19 protein-coding genes are annotated in these 23318 nt (G+C 73.7%); 9 read left to right on the top strand and 10 right to left on the bottom strand.

Annotated elements, in window-relative coordinates; all coding sequences use genetic code 11:
• Positions 1 to 81 precede the first annotated feature (81 nt).
• Complete coding sequence (locus FXF65_RS36895) at positions 82 to 735, top strand: ribonuclease H family protein (protein ID WP_148354704.1); 654 nt, start codon at positions 82 to 84, stop codon at positions 733 to 735.
• On the opposite strand, the gene FXF65_RS36890 is transcribed toward FXF65_RS36895, so the two are convergent.
• Complete coding sequence (locus tag FXF65_RS36890) at positions 619 to 1233, bottom strand: efflux MFS transporter permease (protein ID WP_187412714.1); 615 nt, start codon at positions 1231 to 1233, stop codon at positions 619 to 621. The two genes, FXF65_RS36895 and FXF65_RS36890, sit on opposite strands and share 117 nt — an antisense overlap.
• A gap of 45 nt (positions 1234 to 1278) precedes the next feature.
• Positions 1279 to 2421, bottom strand: a complete 1143-nt coding sequence (locus FXF65_RS36885; protein WP_148354703.1) for an acyl-CoA dehydrogenase family protein — start codon at positions 2419 to 2421, stop codon at positions 1279 to 1281.
• Between the two features lie 73 nt (positions 2422 to 2494).
• Here FXF65_RS36885 and FXF65_RS36880 point away from each other — a divergent pair, with 73 nt between their 5' ends.
• The gene (locus tag FXF65_RS36880; RefSeq protein WP_148354702.1) at positions 2495 to 3106 is read left to right on the top strand and encodes a TetR/AcrR family transcriptional regulator; all 612 of its coding nucleotides are present in this window, start codon (positions 2495 to 2497) and stop codon (positions 3104 to 3106) included.
• A gap of 47 nt (positions 3107 to 3153) precedes the next feature.
• Here FXF65_RS36880 and FXF65_RS36875 read toward each other — a convergent pair whose 3' ends face one another.
• Genes FXF65_RS36875 through FXF65_RS36860 form a run of 4 tightly spaced genes read right to left on the bottom strand, consistent with a single transcriptional unit; the run spans position 3154 to position 7282 of the window.
• A complete protein-coding gene (locus tag FXF65_RS36875) occupies positions 3154 to 3771 on the bottom strand; it encodes a GTP-binding protein (RefSeq protein ID WP_148354701.1) in 618 nt (205 codons plus the stop codon).
• Positions 3752 to 4129, bottom strand: a complete 378-nt coding sequence (locus tag FXF65_RS36870; RefSeq protein WP_067888168.1) for a DUF742 domain-containing protein — start codon at positions 4127 to 4129, stop codon at positions 3752 to 3754. Before FXF65_RS36870 ends, FXF65_RS36875 begins: the two co-directional genes overlap by 20 nt.
• Before the next feature lie 7 nt (positions 4130 to 4136).
• Positions 4137 to 4583 (bottom strand): roadblock/LC7 domain-containing protein, encoded by a 447-nt coding sequence (locus FXF65_RS36865; RefSeq protein ID WP_148354700.1) that lies wholly within the window; start codon positions 4581 to 4583, stop codon positions 4137 to 4139.
• The gene (locus FXF65_RS36860; RefSeq protein ID WP_187412713.1) at positions 4580 to 7282 is read right to left on the bottom strand and encodes a sensor histidine kinase; all 2703 of its coding nucleotides are present in this window, start codon (positions 7280 to 7282) and stop codon (positions 4580 to 4582) included. Before FXF65_RS36860 ends, FXF65_RS36865 begins: the two co-directional genes overlap by 4 nt.
• A gap of 257 nt (positions 7283 to 7539) precedes the next feature.
• Between FXF65_RS36860 and FXF65_RS36855 the strand changes: the two genes are divergently transcribed.
• Positions 7540 to 9066 (top strand): M20/M25/M40 family metallo-hydrolase, encoded by a 1527-nt coding sequence (locus tag FXF65_RS36855; RefSeq protein ID WP_148354698.1) that lies wholly within the window; start codon positions 7540 to 7542, stop codon positions 9064 to 9066.
• A gap of 66 nt (positions 9067 to 9132) precedes the next feature.
• On the opposite strand, the gene FXF65_RS36850 is transcribed toward FXF65_RS36855, so the two are convergent.
• Entirely contained in the window at positions 9133 to 9969 is an 837-nt protein-coding gene (locus FXF65_RS36850) for an LLM class F420-dependent oxidoreductase (protein ID WP_148354697.1), read from the bottom strand.
• Between the two features lie 96 nt (positions 9970 to 10065).
• Here FXF65_RS36850 and polA point away from each other — a divergent pair, with 96 nt between their 5' ends.
• Positions 10066 to 12705: a DNA polymerase I gene (gene polA, locus FXF65_RS36845; RefSeq protein ID WP_222868934.1), complete on the top strand. Its 2640-nt coding sequence runs from the start codon at positions 10066 to 10068 to the stop codon at positions 12703 to 12705.
• A 5-nt stretch (positions 12706 to 12710) separates the two neighbouring features.
• Here polA and FXF65_RS36840 read toward each other — a convergent pair whose 3' ends face one another.
• Positions 12711 to 13544: a helix-turn-helix domain-containing protein gene (locus tag FXF65_RS36840; RefSeq protein ID WP_148354695.1), complete on the bottom strand. Its 834-nt coding sequence runs from the start codon at positions 13542 to 13544 to the stop codon at positions 12711 to 12713.
• Between the two features lie 101 nt (positions 13545 to 13645).
• Between FXF65_RS36840 and FXF65_RS36835 the strand changes: the two genes are divergently transcribed.
• Genes FXF65_RS36835 through FXF65_RS36825 form a run of 3 tightly spaced genes read left to right on the top strand, consistent with a single transcriptional unit; the run spans position 13646 to position 16705 of the window.
• The gene (locus tag FXF65_RS36835; protein WP_148354694.1) at positions 13646 to 14614 is read left to right on the top strand and encodes an SDR family NAD(P)-dependent oxidoreductase; all 969 of its coding nucleotides are present in this window, start codon (positions 13646 to 13648) and stop codon (positions 14612 to 14614) included.
• 34 nt (positions 14615 to 14648) lie between these two features.
• Positions 14649 to 15152 (top strand): inorganic diphosphatase, encoded by a 504-nt coding sequence (locus FXF65_RS36830; protein WP_148354693.1) that lies wholly within the window; start codon positions 14649 to 14651, stop codon positions 15150 to 15152.
• Complete coding sequence (locus tag FXF65_RS36825) at positions 15149 to 16705, top strand: FAD-dependent monooxygenase (RefSeq protein ID WP_148354692.1); 1557 nt, start codon at positions 15149 to 15151, stop codon at positions 16703 to 16705. The genes FXF65_RS36830 and FXF65_RS36825 overlap by 4 nt, the downstream gene beginning before the upstream one ends.
• Here the strand turns inward: FXF65_RS36825 and FXF65_RS36820 are convergent.
• Positions 16702 to 18174, bottom strand: coding sequence for a phytoene desaturase family protein (locus FXF65_RS36820; RefSeq protein ID WP_148354691.1), 1473 nt, complete (start codon positions 18172 to 18174; stop codon positions 16702 to 16704). The two genes, FXF65_RS36825 and FXF65_RS36820, sit on opposite strands and share 4 nt — an antisense overlap.
• A gap of 102 nt (positions 18175 to 18276) precedes the next feature.
• Between FXF65_RS36820 and FXF65_RS36815 the strand changes: the two genes are divergently transcribed.
• Positions 18277 to 18816, top strand: coding sequence for a carboxymuconolactone decarboxylase family protein (locus FXF65_RS36815; RefSeq protein ID WP_148354690.1), 540 nt, complete (start codon positions 18277 to 18279; stop codon positions 18814 to 18816).
• Between the two features lie 60 nt (positions 18817 to 18876).
• A complete protein-coding gene (locus tag FXF65_RS44180; protein ID WP_187412712.1) occupies positions 18877 to 21714 on the top strand; it encodes a hypothetical protein in 2838 nt (945 codons plus the stop codon).
• Here the strand turns inward: FXF65_RS44180 and FXF65_RS36805 are convergent.
• Positions 21711 to 23294: an ArnT family glycosyltransferase gene (locus FXF65_RS36805; RefSeq protein WP_222868933.1), complete on the bottom strand. Its 1584-nt coding sequence runs from the start codon at positions 23292 to 23294 to the stop codon at positions 21711 to 21713. The genes FXF65_RS44180 and FXF65_RS36805 overlap by 4 nt on opposite strands.
• Positions 23295 to 23318 lie beyond the last annotated feature (24 nt).

Genomic DNA, 23318 nt, shown 5'->3' with positions numbered 1-23318 from the left:
TTGGAGACTCCGCCCCGGCCAGACCCGATCGTCTCCCGCGATCAGCTCTGCTACCGGCGGGTGGCCTGGCAGCATGGGCGCATGCCCAATCGCCTGATCGCCGCCTGCGACGGAGCCTGCAAAGACAACCCTGGTCCCGCCGGCTGGGGGTGGGTCCTCGCCGACGCGGATGAACGTGTAACGCAGTGGGCGTGCGGGCCGCCCGGCGATGCGACCAACAACATCGCCGAGTTGGCGGCTCTGCGTCAGTTGTTGTCGGCCACAGACCCGGGTGCTGATCTAGAGATCCGCATGGACTCCATGTACGCGATCAACGCCGTGACAAAGTGGCTGCCCGGCTGGAAGGCCAAGGGGTGGACGACCGCTTCCAAGAAACCGGTCGCCAACCGGGACCTCATCGAGGCGGTCGAGGGCCTGCTGGCAGGACGCACAGTAGCGTTCGTGCACGTCGCAGCACACCGGGAGGACGGGGACATCCTCAACGCGCTCGCCGACCGGGCGGCCAATGCCGCCGCGACCAGTCAGCAGGCCGTCAGCGGAACCAGTGCTGACGAGATCCCGCAACAAGCCGACAGCGTTCAACCTCGGCGCAGGTCAACGCCTCGCCAGGCGGCAGGATCATCGGGTATCAAGGCCAAGTTTCCTGGGACCTGCCATTGCGGCAAAAGAATCAAACCCGGAGACGAGATCGCCCAAGGCGAGAACGGTAAGTGGGGACATCCGGCCTGCGCGTAGTTTCGGCCGCAACCAGCTCGGCCCCGAAGCGGGGGACACCACACTGGATCTGTGCCGGTCAGACGTGCACGGCCGGGCGGTCGCCAGCCCGGTGGTCAGCGCGTCGTAGCCGTGCACGCCCTGGAAGTACACGGTCAGGAAGTACAGCAGGGTGCCGAAGGTGCCCATGTACAAGAACGTGACGAGCGTCCCCACGCTCAGGTCGCGGTTGGTGAACAGGCGCAGCGGCAGCAGCGGGTCGGCGCTACGCCGTTCGACCACGACGAACACCGCGAACAGGACCGCGCCCGCGAGCGCGGTGGCCAGCACGGCGGGCGACAGCCATCCGGACTCCGGTCCCTGCACCAGGGCGAACACCACGGCCGTGATACCGATCGTCGAGGTCAGCGCCCCCGCGACGTCCATCGAGCGGCCACCGGCACGCGGCGCGTCCGGTGCGATCAAGACGAAGGCGAGCAGCGCGGCGGCACCGGCGAGGGGCACGTTGACGAAGAACACCGACTCCCAGCCGAACGCCTCCGGTGGTGCAGAACCCGCCGATTTCTAGCGGGCGAGGTCGCGGGCGATGACGAGGCGTTGGATCTGGTTGGTGCCTTCGAAGATCTGCATGACCTTGGCCTCGCGCATGTAGCGCTCTACTGGGAAGTCGCGGGTGTAGCCGGCGCCGCCGAGGACCTGGACCGCGTCCGTCGTCACCTTCATCGCGTTGTCGGTGGCGACCAGTTTGGCGATGGACGCCTCGCGGCCGTAGGGGCGTTCCGCGTCCTTGAGGCGGGCCGCCGAGAGGTAGGTGGCGCGGGCCGACTCGATCGCGGCCGCCATGTCGGCGAGCACGAACGCGAGGCCCTGGTGCTGGATGATCGGCTTGCCGAACGCCTCGCGCTCCTTGGCGTAGGCGACGGCCGTGTCGAGCGCGCCCTGGGCGAGGCCGGTGGCGACGGCGGCGATGCCGAGACGGCCGGCGTCGAGGCCCGCGAGCGCGATGGGGAGGCCCTGGCCCTCGCGTCCGATCAGGTGGTCGGCCGGGACGCGGACGTCCACGAACCGGACGGTCGCGGTCGTCGAGCCCATCAGGCCCATCTTGTCCTCGGGGCGGTCGAACTCAAGGCCCGGCGTGCCCGCCGGGACGTAGAAGCAGGAGACGCCGCGCGACCCGTCGTCGGACGTGCGCGCCATGACCGTGTAGAAGTCGGCCTCGCCGCCGTGGGTCGTCCACGCCTTGGCGCCGTTGAGGACGTAGGAGTCGCCGTCCCGGACGGCCCGCGCCCGCATCGCGCCCGGGTCGGAGCCCGCGTGCGCCTCCGACAGGCAGTACGCGCCGAGCCGCTCGCCGGACAGCAGGTCGGGGAGCCAGCGGGCGCGCTGCTCGTCCGTCCCGTAGGAGAAGAGGGGGAAGCAGGACAGGGAGTGGACGCTCACGCCGACGCCGACGCTCGCCCACACCGCGCCGATCTCCTCCAGCGCCTGGAGGTAGACCTCGTACGGCTGGCCGCCGCCGCCGAACTCCTCCGGGTAGGGGAGCGTGAGCAGCCCGGCGCGGCCCAGCGTCGCGAACACGTCGCGCGGGAACGTCCCGGTGCGCTCGGCGTCGGAGACCCGCGGCGCCAGCTCCTTCGCCGCGATCTCGCGGGTCAGCGCGACGAGGTCGGCGGACTCGGGGGTGGGCAGCTGCCGGGTGACGGGCATGGGCGGGCTCCTTTCGGCACCCTCACAGTACCAAGGCCGGTACCGGCGAACCCGTTTTGGTACCGTCCTCGGCATGACCTCGGTGGACGAGCGGGCGACCCGGGCCTCGCGGCGGCGCGACGACCTCATCGACCGGCTCATGGAGGTGTTCCTCGACCGCGGCTTCGCGAGCCTCAGCGTCGCCGAGCTGGCGGCCGTCCTGCGCTGCTCGAAGAGCACCCTGTACGCGGTCGCCGCCAGCCGCGAGCAGATCATCGTGGCGGTCGTCCGGGCGTTCTTCCGGCGCGCGACCGAGCGGGTGGAGGCCGTCCTGGACGCGAGCGCCGACCCGCGCGAGCGCGTCGGCGCGTACCTGCGCGCGATCTCCGCCGAGCTGGCTCCGGCGTCGCCCGCCTTCTTCGCCGACCTGGACGCGTTCGCACCCGCCCGCGAGATCTACAAGCGCAACACGCGCTACGCGGTGCGGCGCGTGCGCGGCCTCGTCCGCGAGGCGTTCCCGGACGGCGCGGGCGCCGCCGCCGACGCGGCGTTCGTCGGCGCCGTCGCGGGACAGGTCATGGAGGCCGTCCACCGCGGCGAGATCGCGGCGGACACGGGTCTGGACGACTCCGCCGCCTACGCCGCGCTCGCGTCGCTGATCGTCGCGCGGATGACCGCTTCCGGACCGCCGGGCCCGGCACCGTGACGATCAGCGCCGGACGATCAGCGCCGTGACGATCAGCGCCGTGACGATCAGCGCCGTGACGACTGGAGGGCGTGCTCGACCAGCGTGACGAGGATGCCCTTCGCCATGTCCCGCTGCCGGACGTCGCACAGCACGACCGGCACGTCCAGCTCGAGGTCGAGGGCCTCCCTGATGTCCTCCTCGCGGTAGCGGCGGGCGCCGTCGAACACGTTCGCCGCGATGACGAACGGGATCTCCCGCTGCTCGAAGAAGTCGATGGAGGCGAAGCTCGTGCTGAGCCGCCGGGTGTCGACGAGGACGATCGCGCCGACCGCGCCGTAGGCGATCTGGTCCCACATGAACCAGAACCGCTCCTGGCCGGGCGTCCCGAACAGGTAGAGCCGGACGCCGCCGGAGAACGTGAGGCGGCCGAAGTCCATCGCGACGGTCGTGGTCCGCTTGGCCTCGACGCCGCCGAGGTCGTCCACGCCGACGGACTTGTCGGTGAGGTCCTCCTCGGTGCGCAGCGGGCGGATCTCGCTCACCGCGCCGACGAGGGTGGTCTTGCCGACGCCGAAGCCGCCGGCGACGAGGATCTTCAGCGTGTGCAGCGGGACGTCCTCGCCCCCGCGGGGCGCGAGCGCGGCGTCGCCCGGCAGAGAGACGTTAGAGCCGGCGAAGTTCATCGAGCACTCTCATCAGGATGCGTGGGTCGGGGCGGTCGGACTGCTCGGCCTGGGGATTGGTCTCCTCCACCAGGCCGTACTGGTACAGGTCCTCCAGGAGGATCTGCACGACCCGGAACGGCAGGTCGATCTCCGAGGCGAGGTCGGCCGGGGTGGACGGCCGTCGGCACAGCTCCAGCAGCACGCGCTGCTCGCGGGACAGCCACACCTTCTCGCCCGGGGTTCGGCCCGTGGCGACGAGGAGCGTGACCAGGTCTATGACGATGCCCTGGGGGCGGGTCCGCCCCCGGGTCACCGCGTACGGCCGCACGACCGGGCCCGCGTCCCGGCCGACCCAGCGTTCTCGCGGAGTCTCCACGGCCGGCTCAGCCCGAGGCGCCCGAGCGCAACTGCGGGTCCTGCGGCTCGGCGGCGCCGCGCGGGGAGGCCGCGAGCGTCCGCCGCACCCGCTTGATCAGCATGGTCGTCTCGTAGGCGACGAGCCCGGCGTTGCCGCCCGCGTCGCTCAGCACCGCGAGGCAGCTCCCGTTGCCCGCGGGCATGACGAAGAACAGCAGGCCGTCGAGCTCGACGACGGTCTGCCGCACCTGGCGGGCCTGGAAGTGCTCGCGGGCGCCGTTGGCGAGGCTGTGGAACCCCGAGGACAGTGCCGCGAGGAACTCGGCGTCCTTGCGGGTGACACCGCCCGAGGCGCCCATGACCAGTCCGTCCCGGGAGAGCAGGACGGCCTGGTGGACCTCCCCGACCCGCTGAACCAGATCGTCGAGCAGCCAGTCGAGCTCGCCGGTGGCGTGGTGGGCCTGCTGGGTCATCGTTCACCCCATTCATCGAGTTGACCGGGATCGTCCGGTTCGTCATCGTCGCCCCTGCCGCGCAGCCAGCCCGACTGTAGTGAGGACATCAGGTCGCGGCTGAGCTCGGGGACCGGCTCCTCGAAGTCGTCGTCGGCCGGGCCGCGGCCCGGGGGCCGCGCGGGCGCGGCCGGCTTCTGCCGGTCGGCGCGCCGGGACCCCGAGCCCCTGCGCAGTTGCGGTGCCAGGTTCTTCTGCCGGACGCGCCGCGGCAGCCGCCCGGTGACCTCGCTGGACTCGACCTCCGCCTCGATGATCTGCCCGGGGACCTCGGCGGCCGGGATGCGGCCGCCCTGCCCTCCGGGCGCGTCGCGCGGGCCCTCCGGCGTGAAGTACGGCGACGCGGGCGCCTCGTAGGGCGACGCGGGCGGGTCGTACGGGGACGTCGGCGGCTCGTACGGCGAGGCGGGCGTGTCGTAAGGGGACAGCGGTGGTTCGTGCGACGACACCGGTGGTTCGTACGGCGACGGAGGTGTGTCGTACGGGGACGTCGGCGTGTCGTACGGCGAGGCGGGCGGCTCGTAGGGCGAGCCGGACGCGGGCACGGCCATCGGCGGCTCGCCGGGCGGCATGTCGCCCGGCAGGTCGTCCGGCGGCTCGGCCTGGGGCGGCGCGGCCCCGCCCGGAAGCGCCGGACGGGACGGCCGTCCGAGCCGCTGCCGGCCGGTCGGCGCGGTGCCGCCGCCGGCGAAGGCGGCCACCAGCGTGCGGGCGGTGCCGGGCGCCGGGCCGCCGCGCGCGAGGTCGTCGTCGATCGTGACGAGCGCGTGCGGGACGAGCACGATCGCGGTCGTGCCGCCGTACGCGGACGCCTGCAGCGAGACCTTGATGCGGTGCCGGGCGGCCAGCCGCGCGACGACGAACAGCCCGAGCCGCTCGGTGTCGACCAGGTCGAACTCGGCGGCGCTGGTGAGCCGGGTGTTGAGCTCGTCCAGCTCGTCGGGGTGCAGGCCGATGCCGCGGTCGACGATCTCGACCGCGAGCCCGTTGGCGACCGTCTCGACCTTGACGGTGACCTCGGTGGCGGGCGGCGAGAACACGGCCGCGTTCTCGATGAGCTCGGCGAGCAGGTGGATGACGTCGGCGACGACGTCCCCGCTGACCGCGACCGACGACGCGCCCGTGACCTCGACCCGCGTGTAGTCCTCGATCTCGGCGACGGCGGCGCGGACGACGTCCTCGGCGGCGACCGGGTGGTCCCAGGCGCGGACGGTCGGCGACCCGGCGAGGATCACGAGGCCCTCGGCGTGCCGGCGCATGCGGGTGGTGAGGTGGTCGAGGCGGAACAGGTCGTCCAGCTCGTCCGGGCCCGCCGCGCGGCGCTCCATCTGGTCGAGCAGCCGGAGCTGCCGGTGCAGCAGCGACTGGCTGCGCCACGACAGGTTGATGAACACGCGGTTGATGCTGGCGCGCAGCTCGGCCTCGCCGACCGCGGTGCCGACCGCCGTCCGCTGGACGGTCCCGAACGCCTCGCTGACGCTGACGATCTCCCGCGTCCGCCCGGTCGCGGGCGGTGGAGACTCCGCCTCCACGTCGACCGTCTCACCGCGTCTCAGCTTCGCGACGACGCGCGGGAGGCGCTCGTTCGCGAGCCGCTGCGCCGACTCCTGCAGCGCCCGAAGCTCGGCGGTGAGCCGCCGCGCGAACAGCAGCGACAGCGCGACCGAGACGATGAGGCTGACGAGGCCGATGACGCCGATCAGGTAGAAGCCGAGCATGATCCGCCGCCCGGCCGGCTTGACGTCGTCGTTGTTCACCACGGTCTGGGCCTGGGCGGCCGCGTCGAACCAGACGGGGGAGAGCGCCGAGATCGCGGACCGCCACTCCCTCGGGTCGGGCGCCAGACCGTTGTTCACGACGGAGTTCTCCAGCGTCGTATACGTGGTGAAGGCCGATGAGTTCGCCAGATCGTACATGATTTTCTCTATGGTGCCCTCGGCCTCGGTCCGGCCGAGCTCGAAGAACTGGCGGCGCCCCTCGGCGTAGGACGCGAAGGCCGTGCGGTTCGTCGCGTTCATCGGCCCGGCGCGGACGGTGGACAGGAGCGCGTCCTCGCGCAGCATGAGCTCGCGGGCCCAGTAGTTGTGCAGCAGCGCGTTCGTGTGCTGGTACGTCGTGACGTCGTCGACGCTCACGAGCGTGGTCAGCAGCCGGATCGTGTTGTCCGCGATCTTGCTGTAGCCGTTGATGGCGCCGATCGTCGTGGTGGCGCCGGTGGCCACCCTGGCCCGCAGCGTCACGAGCTCGTCGTAGGCGTCGCTGAGCCTGCGCACGCGGGTCGCGGTGGAGCCGTCCATCGCGCCCCGGGTCTTCCCCGACAGGGCGCGCTTGCGGAACGCGGCGACCGCCGCGTCCGTGTCCACGACCTGTTCGTCGTAGCGCTGCTTGTCCGGCTTCCAGCTGTCGTTGAGGAGGCGGACGGCGGCGGTCCGCTCGTCCTGGAGTGCCTCCGTCACCGTGGTCGCGGGCACGCCGACCTCGTTGTACACGGTGGAGTAGTCGTAGCGCTGGAGCGCGTTCGACAGCGTGACCACGGCCGGGATGCCCCACTGCACGAGCAGTGCCGTGAGCGGCACCGCGAGGAGAAGCGCGATCCTTCGCCAGATCGGGTGGGTACGCGGCCGCCCGTGCGTCCCGCCGGTGGCCTCCGACTTCGTCACTGGAACTCCCAATGGATTAACCCGCCATTCACCGAAGCTCACGGAGCCTATAGACGCTGACGTGCCGAAAGCCATAGGCGCTACCGGTTTTGGACAGTTCACCGTCTGTCAGGGTGCTGGTCGCGATCGGTCGCTCACGCTCCGAATCGGCGAAGGCCGATGTTGGCCGCGATATGTACTGCGCATCGCTTGTTGTGCGAAATGTCGCATGCAAAGCTTCGGGCGCAAGATCATCCCCCACTTTCGGAGACCGTGTCATGCGCAGAGCCGCGCTAGCAACGCTCCTGGGGCTGTCGCTCGCCGCCAGCACCCTGGCGGCGGCCCCGGCCCAGGCGGCGCCGAGCCGTCCCTCGTTGGCCAACCTGGTCACGTTGAAGAACGTCCGCCATCACCAGCTCAACCTGCAGAAGATCGCGGACGCGAACGGCGGCAACCGCGCCGCCGGACTCCCGGGCAACGAGATCACCCTGAAGTACATCGCGGACCAGCTCAAGCGGGCCGGGTACACCCCGACCGTGCAGCGGTTCGAGTTCGACTACTGGCAGGAACGGTCCGCGCCCACGTTCGCCGAGACGGCGCCCGAGCAGAAGACGTTCCAGCCCGACAGCGACTTCCAGACGCTGCAGTACTCCGGGTCCGGGGACGTCACCGCCGCCGCCACCCCGGTCGACCCGTCCGCGACCGGCGCCGGCAGCGGATGCGAGGCCGACGACTTCGCCGGCTTCCCGAAGGGCCACATCGCGCTGATCCAGCGCGGCGGCTGCTTCTTCTCCGTCAAGACCGACAACGCGATCGCCGCGGGCGCCGCCGCCGTCGTGATCTACCAGCTCCCCGACCAGCCGGGCCCGGTCGCGGGCACGCTGACCAAGCCGTACAACCTGCCGGTCGTCGGGCCGACGAACGCGGTCGGCAAGGCGCTCGTCCAGCAGGCCCAGAACGGCGGCGTCACGCTGCGGGTCAAGACCGACACGCTGAACCAGAAGCGGACGGCGGCGAACGTCCTCGCCGACACCAAGCGCGGACGCGCCGACAACGTCGTCGTCGTGGGCGCGCACAACGACAGCGTCGCCGAGGGGCCGGGCATCAACGACGACGGCTCCGGCACCGCCACGCTCCTGGAGATGGCCAAGCAGATCGACAAGCTCGGCCCCGCGCTGCGCAACAAGGTGCGGTTCGCCTTCTGGGGCGCCGAGGAGGAGGGCCTGCTCGGCTCCCAGCACTACGTCGACGTCCTCCCGCAGGCGGACCGCGACAAGATCGCGCTGATGCTCGACTTCGACATGCTCGCGTCGCCGAACTACGTCAACTTCGTCTACGACGGCGACAACAGCGAGGGCAAGAACAACGTCCCGGGCCCGGTCGGGTCCGGCGCGATCGAGAAGGCGTTCAACGACCACTTCGCGTCGCGCAAGCTGCCCACCGACCCGACGGCGTTCGACGGGCGCTCGGACTACAACGCCTTCATCAGCGCGGGCATCCCGGCGGGCGGGATCGCCACCGGCGCCGAGGGGATCAAGACCGCGGAGCAGGTCAAGCGGTACGGCGGTACGGCGGGCGTCCAGTACGACCCGTGCTACCACCTGGCGTGCGACCGGTACGACAACGTGAACCTCAAGGGCTTCGAGCAGATGATCGGCGCCACCGCGTCGGTCACCCAGTTGTTCGCCTACAGCACGCTGACCGTGAACGGCAACGAGCTGGCCAAGAAGAACGCGCTGGCCAACCGGCCGTCGCCGTCCTACAAGCGGCCGCTGGACCAGATGGGCAGCTACAAGACCCGCTGACGCGAGTCCGCTGAGGGACGCGCCCGCACCCGGGCGCGTCCCTCTCGCGTGTTCAGGGGCCGGTGTTCAGGGGGTGAGCTCTTCGGCGATCGCGCGCAGCGCGGGACGCGGGTCCCCGCCCTCCTCGGTCAGCACCTGGACGGCCACGGTGTCGGCGCCCGCGTCCAGGTGCGCGGACAGCCGCGCGGCGATCGCGGCCGCGTCGCCGTGCGCGACGAGGGCGTCCACGAGGCGGTCGCTGCCGCCGTCCGCCACGTCGGCGTCGGTGAGGCCGAACCGCTTGAAGTTGTTGACGTAGTTCCGCAGGCCCAGGTAGCGGGCGAGTCCTTCCCGGCCGACCGCGCGGGCGCGGGCGGGGTCGGTGTCGAGCACGACCTTCTGCTCGGGCGCGAGGACCGGGCCGTCGCCGAGGGTCTCCCGCGCCACGCGGGTGTGGTCGGGCGTCGTCAGGTACGGGTGCGCGCCCGCCGCCCGGTCCCGCGACAGTTCCAGCGCCTTCGGGCCGAGGGCGGCGAGGACGCGCCCGCCGGCCGGGACGTCCGCCGCGTCCAGCGCGTCGAGATACCGGACGATCGTCTCGTACGGGCTGTGGTACTCCCGCGTCCGTTCGCGGTGGCCGATGCCGACGCCGAGCAGGAACCGCTCCCCGTAGGCGTCCGCGAGCCGGTGGTAGGAGGGCGCGACCTCCTCGGCGGGCGTGCTCCACATGTTCACGATCCCGGTCGCCACCACGATGCGGTCGGTCGCCGCGAGCAGGCGCTCGACGACGTCGAGGTCCCCGCTCGGGGAGCCGCCGACCCAGATCGCGCCGTAGCCGTAGTCCTCCACGTCCTTGGCCAGGGCGGGGTCGAGCAGGCTCCAGGGCCGCCAGATTCCGAGACGTCCTAGTCCGATCTTCGTCATGTCTGCCCCCAACATCTCGTCCGGTCGTTTCATGCCCTGTTCCGGGCGGGTTTCCGGCTGGCTGGAATGTCGTTCCCGGGTGCGAGGATGGGTCACATGACCGACCGGCCCCGCCTGCTGCTCCTCGACGGCCACTCGCTGGCCTACCGGGCGTTCTACGCGCTGCCCGTCGAGAACTTCAGCACGACGGCCGGGCAGCCCACCAACGTCGTGTACGGGTTCGCGAACATGCTGGCCAACGCGCTGCGCGACGAGCGTCCGACGCACGCGGCGGTCGCGTTCGACGTGTCCCGCCGGACGTTCCGCACCGAGGCGTTCCCCGAGTACAAGGCCGGGCGTGCCCGCTCGCCCGAGGAGTTCGGCAGCCAGCTCGGGGTCCTCGACCGGTTCCTCGCCGCGATGAGCCTGCCGGTGCTGCGCGCGCCCGGCTACGAGGCCGACGACGTCATCGCGTCGCTGACCGTGCGGGCCGAGGCGGCGGGCATGAGCGTGCTGATCGTCACCGGCGACCGGGACGCGCTCCAGCTCGTCGGCGACCACGTGACCGTCCTGTACTTCTACCGGACGGCGTCGGAGATGATCCGCTACACGCCCGAGGCGGTGCGGGAGAAATACGGCCTGACCCCGGCCCAGTATCCGGACTTCGCCGCCCTGCGCGGCGACCCGTCCGACAACCTGCCCAGCATCCCGGGCATCGGGGAGAAGACGGCCGCGAAATGGGTCCGCGAGTTCGGTTCCCTCGACGTGCTGCTCGACCGCGCCGACGAGGTGAAGGGCAAGGCGGGCGAGAAGCTGCGCGCGGCGGCCGACACGGTGCGGCTGAACCGGCGGCTGACGGAGCTCGTCCGCGACCTCGACCTGCCCCTCGGCCTGGACGACCTGCGCCGCCGCCCCTACGACCTGGCCGCCTTCACCGCCCTGCTCGACGAGCTGGAGTTCCGCAACGCGAGCCTCCGGCAGCGGCTGTTCGCGGCCGACCCGGGCGGCGGCCGTCCACAAGAGGACACGGCGGAGCCGCGGGAGACGATCCACGGCACCGAACTGGAGCCCGACGAACTGGCCGCCTGGCTGGGCGACCGCGCCACCGGCACGGTCGGCCTCGCCGCCGACTGGACGTGGGCGCGCGGCGAGGGCGACGTCGCGCGCGTCGCGCTGGCCACGGGCGACGGGTACGCCGCGTCGTTCGAGCCGTCCCGGCTGACCGAGGGCGACGAGCGCGCCTTCGCCGAGTGGCTGGCCGATCCCGGCCGTCCGAAGGCCGTGCACGACCTGAAGTCGCTGCTGCGCGTGTTCGGCGAGCGCGGCTGGCACCTCGACGGCGTCGCCTCGGACACCGCGATGGCCGCCTACCTGCTGCTGCCGGGCCTCGCCGCCTACGGCCTCGCCGATCTCGCCGGGCGGCACCTCGGGCGGCGTCCCTCAGCAGAGGGCGCGGCCGGGTTGATGGGCAGCGCGCGGGCCGTGCTCGACCTGGCGGGCGTGTTCGCCGCCGACCTCGCGTCCACCGGCATGGACGCGGTGCTCCGCGACGTCGAGCTGCCGCTGTCCGGTCTGCTCGCCCGGGCCGAGCGCGCGGGCGTCCACGTCGACGCGGGAATGCTCGACGAGCTGGAGAAGCACTTCGCGGACGCGATGGAGCGCGCCGCCGACGAGGCCGCCGACATCGCGGGCCGCCGCTTCAACCCCGGCTCGACCAAGCAGCTCCAGGAGGTGCTGTTCGGCGAGCTGGGCCTGCCCAGGACGAAGAAGATCAAGTCCGGGTACTCGACGGACGTGGACTCGCTGACCTGGCTCGCCACCCAGACCGACAGCGGTCTGCCGGAGGTCCTGCTCCGGCACCGCGACCAGGCGCGGCTGCGCGCCACCGTCGCCGGGCTGATCCGCGAGATCGGCGCGGACGGCCGCGTGCACAGCACGTTCCAGCAGACCGTCGCGGCGACCGGGCGGCTGTCGTCCATCGAGCCGAACCTGCAGGTCATCCCCGTCCGGACGGAGGAGGGCCGGCGCATCCGCCGCGCATTCCTGCCCGGCGACGGCTACGCGGCGCTGCTGACCGCCGACTACGGGCAGCTCGAACTGCGCGTCATGGCCCACCTCTCCGAGGACCCGACCCTCGTCGCCGCGTTCGAGTCCGGGGAGGACCTGCACACCACGATGGCCGCGCAGGTGTTCCGCGTCGCGCCGGACGCCGTCACCGGCGACCAGCGCCGCAAGATCAAGGCGATGTCGTACGGGCTGGCCTACGGCCTGTCCGCCTTCGGCCTCGCGAAGCAGCTCGGCATCGCGGTGGCGGAGGCGCGCCCGCTGATGGACGCCTACTTCGCGCGGCTCGGCGGCGTCCGCGACTACCTCGACCACGTCGTGGCCGAGGCCCGCGTCACCGGCTACACCCGGACGATCCTCGGCCGCCGCCGCTACCTGCCCCACCTGACCAGCGACAACCGGCAGCGCCGCGAGACCGCCGAGCGGATGGCGCTGAACGCCCCGGTCCAGGGCTCGGCCGCCGACATCGTCAAGATCGCGATGCTGCGGGTGGACGAGGCACTGACGGAGGCCGGGCTGCGCAGCAGGCTGCTCCTCCAGGTCCACGACGAGATCGTGCTGGAGGTCGCGCCCGGAGAGCGCGGGGCGGTCGAGAAGATCGTCCACGCTCGGATGACGACCGCGTATCCGCTGTCGGTCGGGCTTGAGGTCGCCGTGGGCGCCGGTCCCGACTGGAACGCCGCCGCCCACTGACCCCGTCACGGCTCGCGTGCCAGGCGGGTCAGCCGCTCGTGGTCGCGGCTGCCGGGCGCGGCCTGGTAGACGGTGACGCGGCGGCCCGGCTCGGAGAGGCGCAGCACCTCGTATCCCAGGGTCAGCTCGCCGACGACGGGGTGGCGGAACGTCTTGCGGGCGCTCCGCCGGCGCCGTACGTCGTAGCGGCCCCACAGCCCGGCGAACTCGGCGCTCCCGGCGGTCAGCTCGGCGACGAGGTCGGCGAGGCCGGGGGAGCGGGGGTCGTCGGCGAGGACGCCGCGCAGGTTCGCGACGCAGCCGAGGGCGGAGGCGTCCCAGTCGGCGAGCAGGGTCAGCGCCGCCGGGTGCAGGAACACGTACCGGACGGTGTTGCGCCGCTCCTCGGGCCAGCCGTCCAGCCCGGCGTAGAGGGCGACCCCCTCGGGGTTGGCGGCGAGGATGTCGCCGATCGGGCTGAGCAGGTACGCCGGGCACGGGCGGAGGTTCTCCAGCAGCAGCCGAGTGCCGGACGGGACAGTCCGGTCGGCGGTGTGGCGCGCCTGCGACGTGCGCCGCGCGGCGTGGTTGGCCAGCGCGTACAGGTGCGCGTGCTCGTCGCCGCCGAGCCGCAGGGCGGTGGCGAGCGCGTCCAGCACCGAGGCGCTCGGGTTCAGCTCCTTGCCCTGTTCGAGCCGGATGTAGTAGTCGATGCTGACCCCGGACAGCGCGGCCAGCTCCTCGCGGCGCAGGCCGGGGGTGCGGCGCAGCCCGGTGCCCGCCGGGAGGCCCGCGTCGGACGGCTGCACGCGGGCGCGCCGGGCCCGCAGGAAGTCGCCCAGCGCGTTCGACGAGACCATCGGGCGATTATCCCAGCGCGACCGGCGGCGTGGGTGACCGTGTCACTGCCAGGAACGCGGCGGTCTCACGCGGATCCGGTGGGCGGTGCAGCCTGGGTCCCATGGGACACCGTGGACAGAGAACGTTCGACCGGACCTCCACCGCGGCGGAGGTGGCGGCCGGGCACGACCTGACGGGCAGGGAGGCGATCGTCACGGGCGGCGCGTCCGGGATCGGGCTGGAGACGGCGCGGGCGCTGGCGGGGGCGGGCGCGCGGGTCGTCCTCGCCGGACGGAACCCGGCGAGCGGCGAGGAGGCGGCGGCGCGGCTCCGCAAGGACACGGGCAACGACCTGGTCGTCTTCCGGCGGCTCGACCTCGGCTCGCTGGCGTCCGTCCGCGCGTGGTCGGAGGCGCACGTCGCCACCGGCAGGCCGCTGGACATCCTGGTCGACAACGCGGGGGTGATGGCCCCGCCGCTGACCCGCACCGAGGACGGTTTCGAGTCGCAGTTCGGGATCAACCACCTCGGGCACTTCGCGTTCACCACCGGCCTGCTCCCGGCGCTGCGCGCGGCGGGCGACGCGCGGGTGGTCGTGCTGTCGTCGCGGGCGCACCGGCGCGGCGACGTCGACCTCGACGACCCGAACTACCGCCGCGCGCCGTACGACCCGTGGGAGGCGTACGGCCGGTCGAAGACCGCGAACGCGCTGTTCGCCGTCGCGCTGGACGCCCGGGAGTTCGGCGCGGGCATCACCGTCAACGCGGTCATGCCGGGCGCGATCATGACCGGGCTGCAACGCCACATCTCGCCCGCCGACCTGCGCGCGATGGGCTGGGCGGGGGAGGACGGCACCCCCGCCGCGCCGGCCGGGTGGAAGACGCCGGAGCAGGGCGCGGCGACCTCGGTGTGGGCGGCGGTCGCGCCGGAACTGGAGGGGGTCGGCGGCCAGTACCTCGAAGACTGCGCCGTCGCCACCTCCTGGACGAGGGGCGGCGACCCGCCCGCGGGCCACTACCTCCCGTACGCCCGGGACCCCGCACGCGCCGAGCGGCTCTGGACCCTCTCCGAGGAACTCGTATCTCCCTAGCCCCCTGGGTAGATCCTTGACCGGGGAGGCATACATGGAGATCGAGATGATCGTCGAGATCCCCCGGGGATCGCGGAACAAATACGAGATGGACCACCGGCTCGGCCGCATCCGGCTCGACCGGATGCTGTTCACCTCCACGCAGTACCCGGCCGACTACGGCTACGTCCCCGGCACGCTCGCCGAGGACGGCGACCCGCTGGACGCGCTGGTGCTGCTGGAGGAGCCGACGTTCCCGGGCTGCGAGGTGACGGTCCGCAGCGTCGGGGTGTTCTGGATGCACGACGAGGGCGGCCCGGACGCGAAGGTGCTGACCGTGCCGTCGCGGGACGTGCGCTACGACGACATCCGCGACCTGGGGGACGTCCACGAGCACGTGCTCGACGAGATCGCCCACTTCTTCGACATCTACAAGAGCCTGGAGCCCGGCAAGGACACCGACGTGCGCGGCTGGCAGGACCGGCGGGTCGCGGACCAGACGATCGAGGAGGCCGTCGAACGCGCCCGGACGGACGGCGGCGACCCGTCGCGGCCGTGACCTCCGCCACGGATCTCCCGGTCGTGGTCGTCGGCGCGGGCCCGGTCGGCCTGGTCACCGCCCTGCTGCTGGCGCGGCACGGGGTGCCGAGCACGGTGCTGGAGGCGGCGGAGCGGCGCGACCCGTCCGGGTCCAAGGCGATCTGCTTCCAGCGGGACGTCCTCGACGTGCTGGACCGGGTCGGCTGCGCCGAGCCGATGATCGCCCGCGGCGTGACGTGGACGACCGGCCGCACCTACCACCGCGGCGAGGAGCTGTTCGCGGTCACCTTCCCGGATCCGGGGCGCAGTGAGGTCCCGCCGTGGATCAACGTCTCGCAGGCGGAGGTGGAGGGGTGGCTGCGGGCCCTCGCCGACGCGGAGCCGCTGGTCGACGTCCGGTACGGGCGGACGGTCGGCGGGCTCCGGCAGGACGGGCGCGGCGTCGAGGTGGAGGCGGGCGGCGCCAGCGCCGTCCGGGGCAGCCACGTGGTCGGCGCGGACGGCGGGCACAGCGCGGTCCGGCGGCTGCTCGGCATCGGGTTCCCCGGCCGGACGTTCGACGACCGGTTCCTGATCTGCGACATCCGCGCCGACCTGCCGTTCCCGAGCGAGCGGCGGTTCTTCTTCGATCCGGAGTGGAATCCGGGGCGGCAGGTCCTCGTCCACCAGTGCCCGGACGGGACGTGGCGCATCGACTGGCAGGTCCCGGCCGGCCACGACTTCGCGGCCGAGCGCGCGTCCGGGGCGCTGGACGCGCGGATCAGGAAGATCGTGGGGGACGTCCCGTACGAGATCGTGTGGGCGAGCGTGTACCGGTTCTCCGAGCGGTGCGCGGACGCGTTCGGATCCGGGCGGGCGTTCCTCGCCGGGGACGCCGCCCACCTGTACGCGCCGTTCGGCGCCCGCGGGCTCAACTCCGGCGTGCAGGACGCGGAGAACCTCGCCTGGAAGCTCGCCTACGTGCGGCGCGGGTGGGCACCGGAGGAGCTGCTCGCGTCCTACGACGCCGAGCGGCGGGCGGCGGCGGAGGAGAACCTGCGGGTGACGACGGCGACGATGGAGTTCCTCGTCCCGCAGACGTCCGAGCAGCGGGACCGCCGCCTGGCCGCGCTCGAACTCGCGCGGACGCACCCCGACCCCCGCACGATCATCGACTCGGGACGGCTCGCCGAGCCGTACTGGTACCTGGATTCGCCGCTGACCACGCCGTCCGGCCCGGGGGAGGGGTTCCCGCGCGAGGCGGGCGCGGTCCGCCCGCCGGTGCCGGGGGTGATCTGCCCGGACGGCCCGTGCGTCGTGTCCGGCGCGCCGACGCGGCTGCGCCGCCTGTTCGGGACGAGCTTCGTCGTCCTGACGGCGCGGCGGCACGCGGACCGGCCGGTGACCGACGTCCCGCACGAGATCCACTCGCTGGACGACATCGACGCCGAAGGCGTGCTGCGGACCGCCCTGCGCGCCGGGACCGACTCCGTTCACGTCGTCCGCCCGGACGGGCACCTCGCCGCCGTGCTGCCGTCCTTCGCCCCGGACGCGCTGGCCGCCGCCTTGCACCGCGCCTGCGGCCGCCCCTAACCGAGGATCGCGCGGGCCGCGTTGTGGCCGGGGATGCCGCTGACCCCGCCGCCGCGCCGCGCGCCCGCCCCGCACAGCAGCAGCCTGGGATGCTCGGTCTCGACGCCCCAGCGTCCTTGGTCGGCGGGGTCCTCGGCGAACGGCCACGACAGGTCGCGGTGGAAGATGTGCCCGCCGGGCAGGCCGAGCTCGTCCTCCAGGTCGACGGGCGTCTTGGCCTCCAGGCACGGAGTGCCGTCGGGGGCGCGCAGCAGGCAGTCCTCGATCGGCTCGGCGAGGACGGACCCGAACGACGCGAGCGTCGCGCGCAGCGCCGCCGCCCGCGCGCCCTCGGGGTCGGCGCGGAACAGCCGCGCGGGCATGTGCAGGCCGAACAGCGTCAGCGTGTGCGCCCCGGCCGCCCGCAGCTCCGGCCCGAGGATGGACGGGTCCGTCAGCGAGTGGCAGTACACCTCGGCGGGCGGCGTCGCGGGGATCCGCCCGGCGGCGGCCTCCCGGTAGGCGGCGTCGAGCTGGGAGCGGGACTCGTTGATGTGGAACGTCCCGGCGAACGCCTCCTCCGGCCGGACGGACGGGTCGCGCAGCCTCGGCAGCCGCGCCAGCACCATGTTGACCTTGAGCTGCGACCCCTCGGCCCGGGACTCGCCCGGCAGGTTGAGCAGGACGTGCCGCGCCGAGACGGCGTGCTCCTCGCCGTCGCCGTCCCGGAACGTGACCTCCCCGGACGGGTCGGCGTGCAGGACCTCCATGCCCGTCCGGAGCTCGGCCCCGGCGCCGCGGGCCGCGTCCGCGAGCGCGTCGGTGACCGCGCCCATCCCGCCGACCGGCACGTTCCAGTCGCCGGTCCCGTCGCCGACGACGTGGTAGAGGAGGCAGCGGTTCGCGAGCAGCGACGGGTCGGACGGGTCGGCGAAGGTGCCGATCAGCGCGTCGGTGAGCACGGCGCCCCGGACGGCGTCGGCGCTGAACCGCTCGTCCACGACGTCGCCGACGGGGCGCTCGAACAGGTCGCGCCACGCTTCGGCGTCGTCCACGATCCGGCGGAGCCCGGCGCGGTCGCGCAGCGGCTCCAGCAACGTGGGCGCCACCCGGCGGGCGACGTGCCCGGTCATGGCGTAGAAGCGGCGCCAGGCGTCCGCGTCGGCGGCGAGGGATGCGTCCGTCCGCGCGGGATCGGCGTCGTCGACCAGCAGACCGCCGTCGTCGACCGGCGTGTAGGAGGCGTACCGGCGGCGCCGCAGCTCGATCCGCAGCCCGAGGTCCCGGACGATCCGCGACGGCAGCAGGCTCACCAGGTACGAATAGCGGGAGAGGCGCGCGTCCACGCCGGGGAACACGCGGGCGGAGACGGCGAGGCCGCCGCAGTGGTCGAGGCGCTCCAGCACCAGCACCCGCCGTCCTGCGCGGGCGAGGTAGGCGGCGGCGACGAGCCCGTTGTGCCCGCCGCCCGCGATGACAACGTCGTACATCGCCCTAGCGAATCACAGCATGACCGTTCCGAAGTGGCGCGGGCGGCGGCGGCCGACGCAGGATCGAGGAGACCCCTGACGACCTCGCGTGGAGGCGGATTCGTGGCGCACATCGACCTGGACGACGCACTTCCCGGCCTGCGGGCCCTGCTCAGGTTCCGTCCGGAGACGGCGGGCCCGCTCGGCGCGCTGGCCGAGACCCTGCTGCGCGGCCCCGGCCCGCTGGAGCGCGGCGAGCGCGAGCTGATCGCGGCCTACGTGTCCGAGCTGAACGGCTGCCGGTTCTGCTCGTCCTCGCACTCGGCGTGCGCGGCCGCGCAGCTCCCCGGCGGGATGCCGCTGGTCCAGCACGTCCACGCCGACCCGGACGGCGCGCCGATCCCGGCGAAGCTGCGGGCGCTGCTCGCGATCGCCGCCGCCGTCCAGCGGGGCGGGCGGGAGGTCGCGGCGGAGGACGTCGGCGCGGCCCGGCGCGCCGGGGCCTCGGACCTGGAGATCCACGACACCGTCCTGATCGCCGCCGCGTTCTGCATGTTCAACCGCTACGTGGACGGTCTCGCGACGAGCGCGCCGTCCGACCCGGCCGCGTACGCGCAGATCGCCGAGCGGCTCGTGACCGAGGGGTACGCGAACCTGCGCTGACCGCCCGACCGCGCGGAAACCCGGTGGCCGGGGCCGTTCCGGCCGGGGATCATGGGGCGCGTGAAGATCAGGCTCGCCGGCGGCGTGGTGGCGTCGGGCCGTGCCGCGTGGGCGGCGCGCCCGGCGGGTCCGGCGCGCCTGCCGGACGGCGCCGGCGCGCGTCCCGGCGAACCCGTCGCGCTCGGCCCGGACGGCGCGGGCGACGCCGACGTCCGGCACGCCGTCACCGAGCTGACCAGGCTCGTCGCGGACGGCGGAGCGGTGGCGGCGGGCGCGGGCGTCGACCTCGGCGCGGGCTTCCGGTCCGCGCGGCTGGACGGGGCGCGCGGCGACCAGCGCGACGCCGTCCTCGCCGCCCTCCGCGCCGTCGGCCCGGACGGTGCGGAGCGGCTCGGCGAGCGGAGCGCGTTCCTGGTGGCGCTGTTCGGGCCCGCCGTCACGAAGCCGGTCGGCGCGGCCGCCGGGCGCGCCGCCGCCGAGGGGCGGTGGGCGGCGCTGCACCTCGCGGCGGCGGCGAGCGACGTGCTCGGCCCCGAGCAGCTCGAACACGTCCTCGCGCTGGACGCGGGGGACGCCGCCGTCATCGCGGGCGGGCCGCCGTCCGCGCTCGCCCGGCACCTGCGGCAGGTGCTGGAGCCGGTGCCCCGGCGCCGCCGCCTCGACCTGGTCGTCGACCTGTGGGGCCGGGCGCTCGAACACCACGAGGCGGACGCGCGGCGGCAGCGGCGGCTCGCGACGCAGAGCGGCCGCGACCGCGTCGACTCCCTGCGGCCGCGCCGCCGCCACGACGACGACCAGGACGTCCTGTGGCGGGTGCGCATGTCCCTCGGGGGGAGGGAGCCGTCTCTCGCGGACGCCGCCCGCTGGGTGCCCGACGCGCCGTACCTCAGCGTCCTGCTCGACCGCCTCCTCGAAGACGCGCTCGGCGTCACGGCGCTGCTCCGGACCGCCGTCGCGGTCGCCGACCACGGGCTGCACGACGGCCTGGCCCGCTCCGCCGACCTGCTCGCCGCCGCCGCTCCCCTGGTGACCGACCAGGCCGCCGGGTACGCGAGACGCCGCGTGCCGGGCCTGACGGGGCTGCCGTCGCGTCCCGCCCCCTACGTGCGCGACCTCCACCGCAGGATCTCCGGCGGGGTGCCGCGCGACGCCAAGCTCGCCGGGTACGTCCGGACCCGGCTGGCCTGCGCCCGCGACCTCGCCCTGCTGATCGTGGCGGACGCCGCCGAGGCGATGCGCCTCGCCGTCGCCCTCCGCGCCGAGACTCCGGGCCGGTGGGCGGCGGCCGACCTGCGAAACTGGTGCGCCGTCGCCGGGTACGGGCGCTCCCCGGCCGACTGGGCGGGCATCCCGGAGTGGACGAACGCCCTCCAGCCGGACACCGCGCCCCTCTACGAACGGCTCGCGACGGAACCGGACGCCGCCGCTGCGGAGACGGTCGGCGACCTGCTCTGGTACGTCGACCTGGTCGACGCGCTCGCGCTGGTCCACGGGCACGAGCGGGCGGCGCCCACGCCCGGCACCGGCGAGCCGTGGTTCGAGCACGACCCGGAGCCGCCGCCCGCCGAGCCGCTCGCACCCCGGCTCGACTCGGTCACGCTCGCCGCGTCCGGGGCGGCGCAGCTCGTCGCGCTCGGCGGCGTCCCGCCCCGGCACGCCCGGACGTGGCCGGACCTCACCGGCGCGCTGCTGTCGGGCACCGCGATCGCCGAGTCGCTGACCGGCGAGTTCGCCGTCCCGGCGCCGCTGCTGGAGCGGGACGGGGCCGCCGTCCCCGGCGCCGGGGTCCGCGTCAAGATCGCCCGCACCGCCCGCGACCTGTCCGAATGGGCGGACCACATGGGCAACTGCATCGCCTCGCCCACCTACCTCGACGACGCGCGGAAGGGGCGCACCGGGCTCGTCGGACTGTACGACCTGCGCGGCGCGCTGGTCGCGAACGCCGAGCTGTGCCCGCTGCGTCCCGGGTCGCGGGGCTGGCGGGTCGGCGAAATCGCGGCGCGGTTCAACGACGAGCCGGACGCGGAGCTTGAGCGCCGCTTCCGCGCCTGGGTCGCCACGGTCCCCGGGCCCGCCCCGGACGTCCCGGCCGAGGTCGCGGACGAGCCGCCGCCGGTCCGTCCGGCGCGACGGCGCGGCGCGCCCCGGCTGGTCGAGGAGGTCGGCCCGGCGCTCGGGCCGCTCGCGCGGGACGCCTGGCCGGGCCCCGGCGCCCTCGCCGTGTTCGCCGCCGTCGCCGCGACCCCGGCGGACACGGCGCTCGTCCGGCTGCGCAGGCTCGGCGCGGCGCAGCTCGCGGGCGCGGTCAGGCGGGCGCTGGACACCGGCGCGGCCGACCTCGCCGCGCTGTGGACGGCGACCGGCCGCCGCCCGCTCGCCGAGGCGCTCGACGCCCTCGACCCGGCGCTGCGCGAGCGCTTCGACCGGCTCCCGCTCCTGCTGGACGACCCGCCGCTGCCGAAGACGCTGCGCCGCCTGGTCAAGCTGCCCGACGTCGCCGACGCACACGCGCTCGACCTCGCCGGACGCCGCATCCGGCGGGCGGTCGGGCGGCTCGCCGTCGAGGACGACCCGGTCCTCGCCCGCGCCGTCGCGCGGCACGCCGCCGAACCGCTGCTCTGCGCGCTCACCGTGGCGGTGACCTGTGCGGCGCCGGAGGCGGAGCTGGCGGTGGTGTCCGCGCCGCGCGCCGCGGCCGTCCCCGGATATCCGGCCACGACGCTCGCCGACGAGGACGGCGCGTGGCGGCGCGCCCTGCCCGCCGCCCGCGAACTCGGCGCGGACACCGGCCGCTTCTGGGACGAGATCGAAGCGCACGGGCTGCGCGTCCCGGCGTCGTGGCTCGGGGCGGGCGGGTGGCCCGCGCTCTGGGCCCGCGCCCACGGCCGCCGCCGCTAGGGGCGGCGGAAGAGGGTGATGGAGTGGCCGACGTCCCCGGCCCGCTCGCTGGTGGCGACCAGCGGGACGAGCCGCGGGTCGTCCTTGGCGAGCCAGCTGTCCGACACGACCAGCAGCCCGTGCACCCGGTCGGGCGGCACGATCAGCGGGTCGGAGGCGCGGATCCCGTACCAGGACGGCACGCCGCTGCCCTTGTAGACGAGCCACACCCGCTCTCCGGAATGGTCGTCGCGGAGCCGGTCGGCGAGCCGTTTCAGATCCTGCCCCCAGTCGACATTGGAATCGTGCAGGCGCAGATGCGTCTTGGACGGCCCGCCGAACGCCTCATTCGAATACGGCAGGTAATACGGATAGGTCCGCACTGAACTGACGGCGACGAACAGCAGCAGGACGCCCGTGACAGCCGGGACCCACCGGCGGCGGAGCAATGCCGTCCCGCCCGCCGCGACGGCGAGGAACATAGGCACGAACACCACGTACCGAACGCCGAGATCGCGCGCCCCCGTCATCGCCACGGCCATCAGCACCGCCGCCGGAAGAAGGACATAGGGCGCCGCCGGACGGAGCCGCGGCACGGCCCACAACGCGGCGAGTCCCGCCGCCCAGAGCGCGAGCATTCCGAGCGGCGTCTTCACCAGGAGCGCCGCCGGAAGGTAGTACCAGCGCGAGCCCTGGTAGGCGTGGCCGAAGAGGAAACTCGTCCAGCGCATGTCCTCGAAGCCGAATTGGATGCGCATCCCGTCCCGGAACGGCGCGGGGAACGGCAGCCAGTCGGCGACGAGGCCGCGCCACCCGCCGATGTCCGGCACGGTGGGAGGCGTCGTCCAGCGCAGCCTCGGATCGACAGCCAGGTAACTCGCCCACACCACCGCCACCGCGATGCCCGCGACCGCGGCCCCGGCGGCGACGCGGCGCCGCACGCTCGAAGACCAGACCGAGTACACCGCCAACCCCATCAGCACGGGAATCGCCGGAAGCGCGCTCATCTTGGTCGCCACCGCCGCGCCGAGCGCCGCCCCGGCGAGCGGTACATAAAGCCCCGGACGCCGATCCCGCGCCCGCCACAGCAGCCACACCGCCGTCAGCAGAAACCCGGCCATGGGCACGTCGAGCGTCGCCAATGACCCATGCGCGATGACGTCAGGAGAGAAGGCGTAAAGGACCAGCGCGATGAGCCCGCCGCCCGTCCCGCTGAGGTCGCGGGCGAAAAAGAAGACGACCAGCCCGAAGCACAACGTCAGGACGATGACCGGCAGCCGGGCAGCCAGCATGACCAGCTGCGCGTCATTGTCCGACTCGTAAAGCAGATGCCGCCCGACGTTCTGCTCCGAACCCGTGAACGAGGAATCGAGGCGCACACCTCCCGCCACGGCCCCGGCGCCGATGAGCAGTTTCCCCAGCGGCGGATGCTCCGCGTTGTATCGAAGGTCGTGCTCTTTGAGATAGACGACGCCCGTCGCCACATAGACCGGCTCGTCAATGGTCGGTGACTGCGCCACGGCCGTGGAGACCATCGCCGCCGCCATCCCGGCCAGCAGCGCGGCCACGGCGAGGACGACGGGCCATCGCCGCGAGGTCACGTCACCGCCTCTCCCACTCGGCCG

This window comes from Actinomadura syzygii (genome assembly GCF_008085905.1).
In the GTDB taxonomy this organism is placed as follows: Bacteria; Actinomycetota; Actinomycetes; order Streptosporangiales; family Streptosporangiaceae; genus Spirillospora; species Spirillospora syzygii.
The sequence above is the reverse complement of the archived record's forward strand: the minus strand, read 5'-3'. Positions and strand labels throughout refer to the sequence as shown.

What these genes read in the sequence shown, in the direction of transcription:
- FXF65_RS36895 (WP_148354704.1), top strand. Translation starts at nt 82, where the DNA reads ATGCCCAATCGCCTGATCGCCGCCTGCGACGGAGCCTGCAAAGACAAC.
- FXF65_RS36885 (WP_148354703.1), bottom strand. Translation starts at nt 2,421, where the DNA reads ATGCCCGTCACCCGGCAGCTGCCCACCCCCGAGTCCGCCGACCTCGTC.
- FXF65_RS36880 (WP_148354702.1), top strand. Translation starts at nt 2,495, where the DNA reads ATGACCTCGGTGGACGAGCGGGCGACCCGGGCCTCGCGGCGGCGCGAC.
- FXF65_RS36875 (WP_148354701.1), bottom strand. Translation starts at nt 3,771, where the DNA reads ATGAACTTCGCCGGCTCTAACGTCTCTCTGCCGGGCGACGCCGCGCTC.
- FXF65_RS36865 (WP_148354700.1), bottom strand. Translation starts at nt 4,583, where the DNA reads ATGACCCAGCAGGCCCACCACGCCACCGGCGAGCTCGACTGGCTGCTC.
- FXF65_RS36855 (WP_148354698.1), top strand. Translation starts at nt 7,540, where the DNA reads ATGCGCAGAGCCGCGCTAGCAACGCTCCTGGGGCTGTCGCTCGCCGCC.
- FXF65_RS36850 (WP_148354697.1), bottom strand. Translation starts at nt 9,969, where the DNA reads ATGACGAAGATCGGACTAGGACGTCTCGGAATCTGGCGGCCCTGGAGC.
- polA (WP_222868934.1), top strand. Translation starts at nt 10,066, where the DNA reads ATGACCGACCGGCCCCGCCTGCTGCTCCTCGACGGCCACTCGCTGGCC.
- FXF65_RS36840 (WP_148354695.1), bottom strand. Translation starts at nt 13,544, where the DNA reads ATGGTCTCGTCGAACGCGCTGGGCGACTTCCTGCGGGCCCGGCGCGCC.
- FXF65_RS36835 (WP_148354694.1), top strand. Translation starts at nt 13,646, where the DNA reads ATGGGACACCGTGGACAGAGAACGTTCGACCGGACCTCCACCGCGGCG.
- FXF65_RS36830 (WP_148354693.1), top strand. Translation starts at nt 14,649, where the DNA reads ATGGAGATCGAGATGATCGTCGAGATCCCCCGGGGATCGCGGAACAAA.
- FXF65_RS36820 (WP_148354691.1), bottom strand. Translation starts at nt 18,174, where the DNA reads ATGTACGACGTTGTCATCGCGGGCGGCGGGCACAACGGGCTCGTCGCC.